This is a genomic window from Psychrobacter sp. TB67 (assembly GCF_000511065.1).
In the GTDB taxonomy this organism is placed as follows: Bacteria; Pseudomonadota; Gammaproteobacteria; order Pseudomonadales; family Moraxellaceae; genus Psychrobacter; species Psychrobacter okhotskensis.
Genome location: NZ_AYYA01000036.1, coordinates 1 through 10,204, shown reverse-complemented (window position 1 = coordinate 10,204; position 10,204 = coordinate 1). Strand labels below are relative to the sequence as shown.

10 protein-coding genes are annotated in these 10,204 nt (G+C 41.8%); 7 read left to right on the top strand and 3 right to left on the bottom strand.

Features of this window, described 5'->3' with window-relative positions; genetic code table 11:
* Window positions 1-166 precede the first annotated feature (166 nt).
* The 6 genes from W293_RS0105430 (at window position 167) to W293_RS0105405 (ending at window position 5,087) form a co-directional block, all read left to right on the top strand.
* Entirely contained in the window at window positions 167-958 is a 792-nt protein-coding gene (locus W293_RS0105430) for an inovirus-type Gp2 protein (protein WP_227502350.1), read from the top strand.
* Window positions 959-1,100: 142 nt separating this feature from the next.
* Window positions 1,101-1,391, top strand: coding sequence for a hypothetical protein (locus W293_RS0105425; RefSeq protein WP_025651461.1), 291 nt, complete (start codon window positions 1,101-1,103; stop codon window positions 1,389-1,391).
* Between the two features lie 50 nt (window positions 1,392-1,441).
* Window positions 1,442-2,434, top strand: coding sequence for a DUF932 domain-containing protein (locus W293_RS0105420; RefSeq protein WP_025651462.1), 993 nt, complete (start codon window positions 1,442-1,444; stop codon window positions 2,432-2,434).
* A 109-nt stretch (window positions 2,435-2,543) separates the two neighbouring features.
* The gene (locus W293_RS0105415; protein WP_025651463.1) at window positions 2,544-3,641 is read left to right on the top strand and encodes a YqaJ viral recombinase family protein; all 1,098 of its coding nucleotides are present in this window, start codon (window positions 2,544-2,546) and stop codon (window positions 3,639-3,641) included.
* Between the two features lie 107 nt (window positions 3,642-3,748).
* Window positions 3,749-4,660, top strand: coding sequence for a hypothetical protein (locus W293_RS0105410; RefSeq protein ID WP_025651468.1), 912 nt, complete (start codon window positions 3,749-3,751; stop codon window positions 4,658-4,660).
* 166 nt (window positions 4,661-4,826) lie between these two features.
* On the top strand, window positions 4,827-5,087 hold the full coding sequence (locus W293_RS0105405) for a helix-turn-helix transcriptional regulator (RefSeq protein ID WP_025651467.1): 261 nt from the start codon (window positions 4,827-4,829) through the stop codon (window positions 5,085-5,087).
* 91 nt (window positions 5,088-5,178) lie between these two features.
* Here the strand turns inward: W293_RS0105405 and W293_RS17200 are convergent, their stop codons facing one another.
* From W293_RS17200 to W293_RS16130, 3 genes are all read right to left on the bottom strand, one after another.
* Window positions 5,179-5,349 carry a hypothetical protein gene (locus W293_RS17200; RefSeq protein ID WP_156915603.1) on the bottom strand — a complete coding sequence of 57 codons (171 nt, stop codon included), beginning with the start codon at window positions 5,347-5,349 and terminating at the stop codon, window positions 5,179-5,181.
* 560 nt (window positions 5,350-5,909) lie between these two features.
* Window positions 5,910-7,562 carry an RNA-binding domain-containing protein gene (locus tag W293_RS0105395; RefSeq protein WP_025651466.1) on the bottom strand — a complete coding sequence of 551 codons (1,653 nt, stop codon included), beginning with the start codon at window positions 7,560-7,562 and terminating at the stop codon, window positions 5,910-5,912.
* Between the two features lie 30 nt (window positions 7,563-7,592).
* Window positions 7,593-8,660 carry a hypothetical protein gene (locus tag W293_RS16130; RefSeq protein ID WP_025651465.1) on the bottom strand — a complete coding sequence of 356 codons (1,068 nt, stop codon included), beginning with the start codon at window positions 8,658-8,660 and terminating at the stop codon, window positions 7,593-7,595.
* Window positions 8,661-8,993: 333 nt separating this feature from the next.
* Here W293_RS16130 and W293_RS0105380 point away from each other — a divergent pair.
* Window positions 8,994-10,159 (top strand): IS3 family transposase gene (locus W293_RS0105380; protein WP_156915601.1). Its coding sequence is split into 2 segments (ribosomal slippage): window positions 8,994-9,252 and window positions 9,252-10,159, totalling 1,167 coding nucleotides; the frame shifts between segments, so codons are not numbered across the junction.
* Window positions 10,160-10,204 lie beyond the last annotated feature (45 nt).

Below are 10,204 nucleotides of genomic sequence, written 5' to 3'. Positions count from 1 at the left end.
TCCCACCCTATGAAACTAACTTCATAGGAATACCATAATGTCTTACTCACACCTAAACCAACCGCTAGCTGCTGCAAACGTCCATAGTCTTGTTACAGATATACTAGCGAACACTATCTGTTTTAATGAGGTCTTAAATAAACTGAACGGATTTTATTATCCGTTCATGACTCACTTCGATAGTGAGCTATTTTACTCACGGCCAGTCTTATCATTTTTTAGTAGCACTCAAGCGATCGTTGGTGATACCTATCCAGAAAACGTGATTTGGGATCATGATAAAACTCAGCGTTTTATCGACATGCTGCCATGCTATAAAAATGATATTGAAAATGAACGTAATGCGTTCATTTACCAAGAATCTCAAAATAAAAATAAACTAGGGTGCTATATTAATAATCTAATCGGGCATTATTCAAGACTGCTCTTTATACGTATCGACCTAAAATACGCAAAAGAAACCAGCCACCATGTGACCATTGAAGACTTCAATTATCACATGAGCAAGTTTCGAGAGCTTATCGGTAAAGCAAAAAACTGCAAGCCAAAGAGTTGCTTTGAGCATTTGCAAGGCAATGCTTGGGCTATTGAGCAAGGTGGGGAAGAAGGTGGGCTGCACTGTCATTTACTGCTTATGTATGATGGTTCAGAGCGACAGAATGATTGGTATATTGCTAAAGAGGTGGGTGAGAAATGGAAGGAGGTAACCGCTGGTCTAGGCGAATATTATAGCTACCATGATAAAGAACGTAAGCAGCAGTATAAGCAACATGACAAACTAGGTATCGGCATGATACATCAAAATAATCCTATTGAAGTTGAAAATGCTCTAGCTTCAGCTCTATACCTAACGAAGCCAAGCAAGAATGAGCAGCAACTTAAACTTTGGTTACCAAACATGCGTACCTTTGGTCATGGTATTTATCGTACAAAAAAACGTAGAGGCTTGCCTGAATAACAAAATATTTTTAGATATATAGTATTCCTATGAGATCAGTCAGGAAGCATCGCTCTCCTGACTGTTTAACCCCAAACTATCCTAATTAAAGGTCTGCTTAATCGCAGGCCTTTTTTATGCGCAATCTAAAAAGGAGTCCTTTATGAGACCGATCTGCCCACACTGTCATTCAGCGAACGTAAAAAGCAATACGGATACTGACAGTCCCTTTAATATCTTTGAGCAACTGTGTTCACAATCTGCCCTATCAGGTCTTGGTGTAAGCATCTGTAGGTACTACAAAATCAATTCAGCAATCGGTGTGGTGGTAGGAACGGCACTGGCTTCTGCTATTAGCTTGGCTAAAGACAAACTACAACAGCCACCCTTACTCGTTTTGGCAGCAAAGCCCAGTTATACCTGCAATACCTGCTCAAGAACTTTCAGCATTTAACCTATCCATATAACCCATAATTCTAATCAAAACTAAAAGGAAAAATCATAATGGCACATTTAATCGAATCAATGGCATACGTTGGCGAAACCCCTTGGCATGGCTTAGGTAATGAGCTGGCTCCCAAGCAGCCTATCGAAGTCTGGGCAAAGCAAGCGGGTATGGACTGGCGTATAGAATCCTCAGACGTGAGCTACATGGCGAATAATGATAAAGGACACAATTTGATTCTGCCCTTTGCTGAGCAAAAGGTGTTGTACCGCTCTGATAACTTTGAGCCATTATCAGTCGTTAGCCAGCGCTATCAAGAAGTACAACCTCGTGAGATTCTAGAGTTCTATCGTGATCTTACGGAACAGTCTGATTTTGAATTAGAGACCGCAGGCGTCTTAAAGGGCGGCCGTAAGCTATGGGCATTGGCTCGTACAGGGCAGTCAGCAACGCTTAAGGGTAAAGATGTCAGTAATGGCTACTTGCTTCTTGCAACCGCTTGTGATGGCACGCTAGCGACCACAGCACAGTTCACATCAATCCGTGTGGTCTGTAATAACACGCTTTCTATTAGCTTAGCGAATGGTTCAGGAGGCGTCGTTAAAGTTCCGCATTCCACCTCGTTTGATGCGGATAAGGTCAAGCAGCAACTAGGCGTGTCGGTGAAGCAATGGGATGAGCACAGCTATGAAATGAAGCAATTATCAGAGCGCCGTGTCACTCAAGCAGAAGCCGCCAATTATCTTAGCCGTGTGTTCAATGATCAGGACAATGACATCATTCTGTTCAACAGCGCTAAGAAAGAGAAAGACGCGGTGCCCAATGCCAAGGCGATGAATCAGGTGATGAACATGTTTAACGGTCAAGGTCGCGGAGCCGATCTTGATGCCGCTAAAGACACCGCTTACGGCTTGCTATGCAGTATCACTGAATACGTCGATCACGAACGCAGAGCAATGTCGAGAGACCATCGATTAGACGGTGCTTGGTTTGGCTCTGGCGCTAAGCTTAAACAAAAGGGTTTAGAGGAATCGCTACTGATGCTGGCCTAACCAGCCACATTTAAAATCTAACAATACAATCAACCACGCCTTCGAGCGTGGTTTTTTATGCCGCTTATTTCATTTAATACCCATAATCCATTTATCAAAGGAGTTCGTTATGAACATGATCGCACTAAACAGCACGACTCAGCCAAGACAAGCCAAGCGTGCAACCGTTAGGCTTAAACCAGCAGTAGTGAAAGCCAAGCAAAGCGTTACCGCTGATAAACCTAACCAATCTAATACTTCAACGACTGCTAAGCGTTTGATTAATACTAAAGATTTAAGCCGTGAGGACTGGCTACAGGTACGCAGACAAGGCATTGGCAGCTCTGATGCCGCTGCCGCTTGTGGTATTCATCCGTATTTATCGATGCTTGAGTTATGGATGATTAAAACAGGACGCATGAGCTCCGACATCGATGAGAGCATTGAAGGATATTCACCACTCTATTGGGGTAATACCTTAGAGCCGATGGTCGCTAAATATTACCAAGCGCATACCGGGAATAAGGTACGCCGCGTGAACGCTATCTTGCAGCATCCTGAGCAGCCATTCATGCTAGCAAATTTAGATTATGCCATTACTGGTAGTGATGAGGTACAGATTTTAGAATGCAAAACTGCTGGTGAACATGGTGCTAAGCTCTGGAAGCATGGCGTGCCGTTATACGTCACCTGCCAAGTGCAGCATCAGCTGGCGGTCACTGGTAAAACTGCGGCGCATATCTGCGTGCTGCTTTGTGGACACGAGGCTAAGATATACAAGGTTGAGCGGGATGAGCGCTTGATTGAGTCCATCATGGAGCATGAGCGTCAGTTCTGGCAGTATGTTGAGACAGACACGCCGCCAACCCCTGATCATAGCGAGTCAGCTGCCAAAGCCTTAAAGCTGCTTTATCCAACGCCTAAGCCCTCAAGCAAGGTTGATTTGCGAGATGATGATGGTGCCAACAAGTTGTTTGAGCAATTGCTGAGCTACCGTGACTATATGCAAGAGCTAGAGCAGCGCCATGATCAAGTTAAACATCAGCTGCAAACACTGATTGCCCATAATGAGGTGGCTGTATTTTCGATGGGCGCTATTTCTTGGAAGCGCTCGAAAGATAGTATCGGCTTGGATAGCAAAGCGGTCATTAAAGCGCATCCTGAGCTATTAGCTAAATTTAGTAAAACCAAGCAAGGTAGTCGCCGCTTCGTCATCTTAAACGACTAAGTCGAAACCTACTACACTTAACCAAAACAAGCGCATAACTGCCCACCCTAATCGGTGGGCTTTTTTATGGCTAAACACATTTTATTAAACCTATAAGGACTATCATCATGATTAAAGGTCTCACGATTACCCCACCAGTTTTAGGTCGTATCAGCATCGGACGTGTCATTCAAAAGGACGGCAAGCGTTTGCCTGCTAAAGACGATCAATTCACCATTACCAGTCAAGTGCAGAACAAGGATGGCTGGATCAATCATCCACTAGATGAAAAGCTACGCGAGCACAGTAACGGTAAGCTGAGACACATACCGGTACGCATGTTGTTTAACGATCCGACGCTAAACCTGCGAGCAGAGTACACGCTGTTCGATAGACAAACAGGTCGCCCACTATGCGTGGGTGACGGTGAGCAATGTCAACGTCGTACAAGTAATGGTGTGGAAACATTGCCTTGCGCATCACCTGATCGTTGTCCATTAGCGCAAGGCGGTGCTTGTAAGCCATATGGTCGCTTGTACGTTAATCTCAGTGAAGATGATGAGTTAGGTACGTTTATCTTTCGCACCACAGGCTTTAATAGTATTCGCACGCTTGCCGCACGGCTGAGCTACTTTGCTGCGGTGTCAGGCAATAAGCTGTCGTGTTTGCCCCTGCAATTAACGCTAAGAGGTAAAAGCACCACGCAAAGCTATCGTACGCCGATTTACTTTGTTGATTTAACACTACGTGATGGGGTGACACTAAAGCAAGCAGTGCAAGATGCACAGGCAATTGATGCGGAGCTTAGCGAACACGGATTTGATCAAGCAGCGCTAGAACAGGCTGCAAAACAGGGTTACGTCAATTCATGCTTTGAGATTGATAACGATGGCTTACTTGATGTGGCTGAAGAGTTTTATCCCATGGAGACAGATGACGTTAGCAATAGTCAGCAGGGGAATTATCAGAACGGGTTAGCAACTCATAACGTGACTAGTATTGAACAGGGGCTACGGCAAAGCGTGACGGCAGTGAGCTAAAACAATCAATTCAGATGTGCGACGTAAGAAGGAGCTGAGTAGTCAGCTCCTTCTTTTATTGCTTCATTTAAGGCTAACCATTGGTCTGAATGGGATGCCGTAAAAAAATATGGGACTCGGTAACTGTATGAGAGGAAACGCTCTCGTTCACTTATAAGGAGCAATCATGGACAACTTGAATACTAACAACCAAAATAACACCGCTAATCTCAGTGCATTATGCTTACCACGAATGTTGCCATTGAAAGAAGTAACGTACCATACGGGACTTAGCAGTACTACCATTTACGATATGTTGGACAAGAAATCTAAACGCTACGATCCTACTTTCCCTATTCAAGTAAAGCTTTCAAAAGGTCGTGTAGCATGGGTTGAGGGTGAAATTGCAGAATGGTTGAATGATAAGATAGCTGCTAGAGCTCACTAGGTTGCAACGAAAATAGGCCGCTATAAAAAACCTCACTTATAAGTGAGGTTTTAAATAACTATTTAAAAATTTATTATTTTTTAGATCATGATTAGCTGAATGTGTTTGGTGGTCTACCATCTGGGAAGTCGTCATCTGTCAACCCTTGCTTACCCATCTCCTGAACTTCATCATTTTCTTTCTGTTGCTCAGCATCATTTAGATTTTCATCATCATCATCATCGTCATCGTCATCTAGATGATCATCATATGGATCACTCATCATACTTTCCTTATAGTCACTAAATAAGAAAGTAGTATCAAATTATTAAGCTAACATTTCAAGCATATTTTTGACAATTTGTCGAAAAATATTTTCGTTAGGCTCTGTCATAATACAATCTTAAACTTTTCTAAAAACCTTCATTACGATCATGTTCGGCAGTATGATGTAACTCATGCAATATTGCATAATCAATGCATTCTTTTGATGTTTTTAGAAGGATATATGAATTCTTAAGGCTGTTTAATAATTACAATTATGATTATTCTTAATTAAAAAAAAGATTATTTAAACCCTCTATCCCTTATATAACAAGGGTTTAACCCTCTCTCTAGAGATCGCCACTTTTTTATTTTTCTACTGTTTATTAGGAGACTGCCTAAGCTGCGTCAAGTGGAATGATTATAGATAATTTAAATTTATAAGTAAGCAGAAGGTTGGCGAAACGATATGCTCAAACAGCTTCTAGCCAATTTTTAAAATATGTTAGATAGCTAAACCTAGTTAGTTTTAGCTATCCTTAGCTGTTTCTAGCTATCCTTAGCTGTTTCTAGCTATTCTTAGCTATTTGGAAGAGACCAAGTCCAGCCTTCAGAAACAACTAAACCATCGCGGCGCATTTTCTGTAATAGGTTACGCACTTTATGTTTGCGCTGCTTTTCGTCTAGTACTTGCGGTAGCTTATTGGCAAGCATTTTATCAAAATCAGCTAACCTACCTCGTTCAAACGTTTTTAGATATTCTATAATCAAGCTTTGATAATGCATATCATCTAAGCCACGCATTTGCATATACTCTGCTTGCTGCTCAGTATGCCTCGCAACATCAGCACCAATCATATAGCTATTTTTACGCCCTTCAATCAGTGACTTTTTGCGTAACGCGTCGGCTTCCTCTTCGTTGATGCTCTGCCCTTTTTGAACTTTATCAAGTGCTATGATGTCGTGTAATGTGAGATTATCGACGGTCGCTAGCTGCTTGGCGTATTCTTGGTCAAGGACTTTTCCTGTAAATTTTACAAGCACTCTTTCACGGGATAAGTCATAATCTGGCAATGGAAAAAAGCGCTTGGACTGAATTTGATACATTTTTTTAATACCGCTACCGATGGTATCCATCATATTTAGACTAACCATGGCATTGACCAAAAATGGATTACGATAGCTCGCTTCAGGCGCATCTTGCAGCAAGACGCTCTCAATAGTCTTAGGAATAAACCCACCGCTGTTTTGAAACACCAGCGTTGAGTCCTCTTTTTCAACTACTGTGATACGTCCACCCAGACGATAGTCTTGATGACCAATGGCATTACTTAATGCTTCACGGATGATATAGGGGTCGTACTGCTGGACCTCTTCAGGGAACAGCGTACCAGCAGGCATGTAGCGGTAATTTAGGTTTCGGATTTTGTTATATACCTCGTCTAAGGCTAACAAAAACGGCGGTTCAAAATGTTGATAGTCCTTTTCAATACCATCAACGCCCTTTAGAATCCAAGTGATATGCGCTTGCGCTGGGCTTAAAAAATACGTGGATTCATAAAGTCCCAATAAAATAATCGCTGTGTTGGTGATCTGCCCACGAATGGTGATTTTGGCTTTATTCAAAAAGGTGATGTCATCCCATTCTTGAATGTCTTCAGCCAAACGTTTGTTTTTATCAGCAAAGACTTGTCTGGCAATAGCAAGGGCTTTAGGGTCAAGGTCTTCAAGCGTTGCATCGTGACAAATCTCAGCACTCCAGTCATCCGCTCGGTTTTGCCACAGCTTACGGCTTTGATCTGGGTATTGCTTAAGCAGTTTTGTGAAGCTACCAATACGAATATAAGGCTCATGCAAAAAACTAATGGGCGTATCTGTGGCTGCTGGGATCTCGAACAGTACTACCGCTTTACCATCAATCTGTAGCTCATGAATTGTAAAATGAATTTTGGGGCTTAAACGGCTAACCAGCCAGTGCTCTAAGTCTTCGTTGCCTTTGGCTTTTTTTGTCTTCGGGCTAAAGCTTGTGCCGACAACGTGATGCGTGCCATCTTCTACACCAAAAACTAAATAACCAAATTTCTTACCAGTCAAACAAGCGCCATTGGCAAGCGCAGATATACGCTTACCGATCTCATCAGGACTATGAAAGTTATGTTTAAACTCAAGCCACTCTTGTTCGGTTGGTTGCTGAGTTAAACTTAAGACAAGGCTTTGGTATTGGTTAGTCATAGTAAATTAGGCTACAGTAGCAAGTTAAGTTTAAAAACTAGGTATTCCTAAGTGTGTAAAGAAGGCGCTATTTCTTTCTGTGGCACTTTTTACTAACTGATCAAAGCTCATTACTTCTATATAAGCTTTATAGGCCTTATTATAGCCAAAGTAACCCATTCCATCAGATGTCATCGTAAGATCATACTTTTTTAAACGCTTTACCATTGTATTGGTTAAATCACAAAGTACATAACAGTATCCTGGCAAATCCTGCGCACCGTTAATAGGCCTACCATTCTTAGTTGTAACTCTACCCTCACGTACCTTTTCAAGATAATTTAGTGACTGCTCTACAGGGTCTCTACCTTCTGCAACATCGTTACGCATGGGCCGCTTAATTTCGATAACCGTGATTGACGCTAATGTTGGCGATTTTTGGTTACTGACTAAAATAGGGTTATCGAAAACTTTTAAGCTGATTAAATCAGGTTCTAAGTTTGATACATCATCTGTAATGGGCATCGAGTTTATAGTCTTATCAGAAGCCAGATAGTGATGAAAAGCTAGTCTTTCATCCAACAGCCATAAGTTGCAAGCCAGACTGTCAGTGTCATCAGTATCTGCTTGCATAGGCATTATAAGCTCATGAATGACATGCTCTTTTTCATACTTCCCATCATCAAGCATATTAATTGATTTACTTAGCAAATCAATTATTACTTTTCTATGTGAAACATATTTAGCTAAGTCAGATTTCTTTATGTCTCCGACTTTATGTAGATACTCATTTAAGCGAGTTTTATAGTCATCAACCTCTTCATTCTCCTTAGGCTGCATAACTGTGTGGCCTTCTGAAAGAATTTGGTTTTCTAGTTTATACTTATAGCTATGCAGTAAGAGGTCAAGCTTAGCGTCCGTGATACTAGGATCAATAATTAGTTCATTCTTCGCCAAATACCCTAAGATTGGACGGTACTGAGGGGCACGATCGCTTACGAACTTAGTTAATCTATCATGTCCTTCTTTGATATTTTCAACCAAATATTCTTTTAGATAACTGTTACATTTTTCTAAAACTGCTTGCCTCAGCATGTTAAAGGAAATCTCGTCTAGCATGTCAGGTGAACCTTCTTCTATATTAAATCCTGTTCGCTCGCTACGTACTCTCTCTGTTAGATAATCTGAAGTAATATAGCAATTATAGTAAAACTCACCATTGTTATCTTCAAGGCTACCATAAAGACCTAGAACCCAATCAGACTTAATAACCTCCTCTTTAACTAAGCGATTGGAAGCACACCATGCGAGTTTATGATTAGATTTTAAAGTATTCCTGAACTTGATATGTGTTAAGCAAAAGTCATAACCTTTGATTTGTATTGTCTGAGCTATGCTGAAGAAACCGTAGAGATAAACTTGGTAAACTAAGCGTATTAATCGGAGTTTATCATGACCAAGAAAGTAAGAACCTACAGTGACGAATTTAAAGCAGAAGCTGTCAAGAAGATATCAGACAATAATGGCAATATCTCGGCTACCGCAAAGCAGCTTGGCATTGCCATGCAAACGCTATCAAATTGGCATAACAAAGCCAATCAAGGCAAGCTTATCGGCACAGAACAATATGATCCTGATCTTATGACAGCGCTTCAAGAAATAAAGCAGCTCAAGCGACAACTTAAAGTTGCCGAGGAGGAGCGAGAGATATTAAAAAAGGCCACGGCGTACTTCGCGAAAAACAGTTAGTAAAGTACGCCTTTATTAAGGATAACCAGCAGATATTTAGTATCACAGCTATGTGCCGTGTACTAAAGGTTAAGCATTCTAGCTACTACGACTGGCTGAGTCGTGATATCAGCGATCAACAGATACATCGCAACCAGTCTGAGCTGCTGGTTAAAGCCGCGCACAGTGAAACAAAGGAGCGCTATGGATATGAGCGTCTGCATGCGCATCTAAGTGAGCGAGGCCATGACATTAGCCTATACATGGTGAGACGCATCAAAGAAGAGCACGGCATCAAATGCCGACGTCATAAGCGCTTTAAAGTGACCACCGACTCTAATCACAACAAGCTGGTTTATCCAAACGTGCTCGATCAGCAGTTTGATGCCAAGCGTCCTAATGAGTCTTGGGTCAGTGACATTACTTATATCTGGACAAATGAGGGCTGGCTGTACTTAGCAGGGGTCAAAGATCTATACACCAAAGAGCTGGTTGGCTACGCCATTAATAAACGCATGACTGCTGATTTAGTCTGTCGTGCACTAAATATGGCAATCAAGAACAGACGACCAGGCAAAGGGCTGATTGTGCATTCTGACAGAGGCAGTCAGTACTGTAGCCACGCTTATCACAAAATCATCAAGCAGCATCAGTTTACAGGCTCAATGAGTGCTAAAGGCAACTGCTTTGACAACGCACCCATAGAAAGCTTCTGGGGCATATTAAAGAACGAGCTGGTGTATCACCAAGACTATAAAACTAGATTTGCCGCCATTACCGATATCATTGGATATATTGAACTATATTACAACCAAACGAGAACTCAAAAGAGCTTGGGCTATAAATCGCCAAGACAGGTGTGGTTTGATTATTATCGTCAAGCTGCGTAATTAAATCTCCCAAGTTTAACTGTACGGATTTGACGGCAGGGGTCA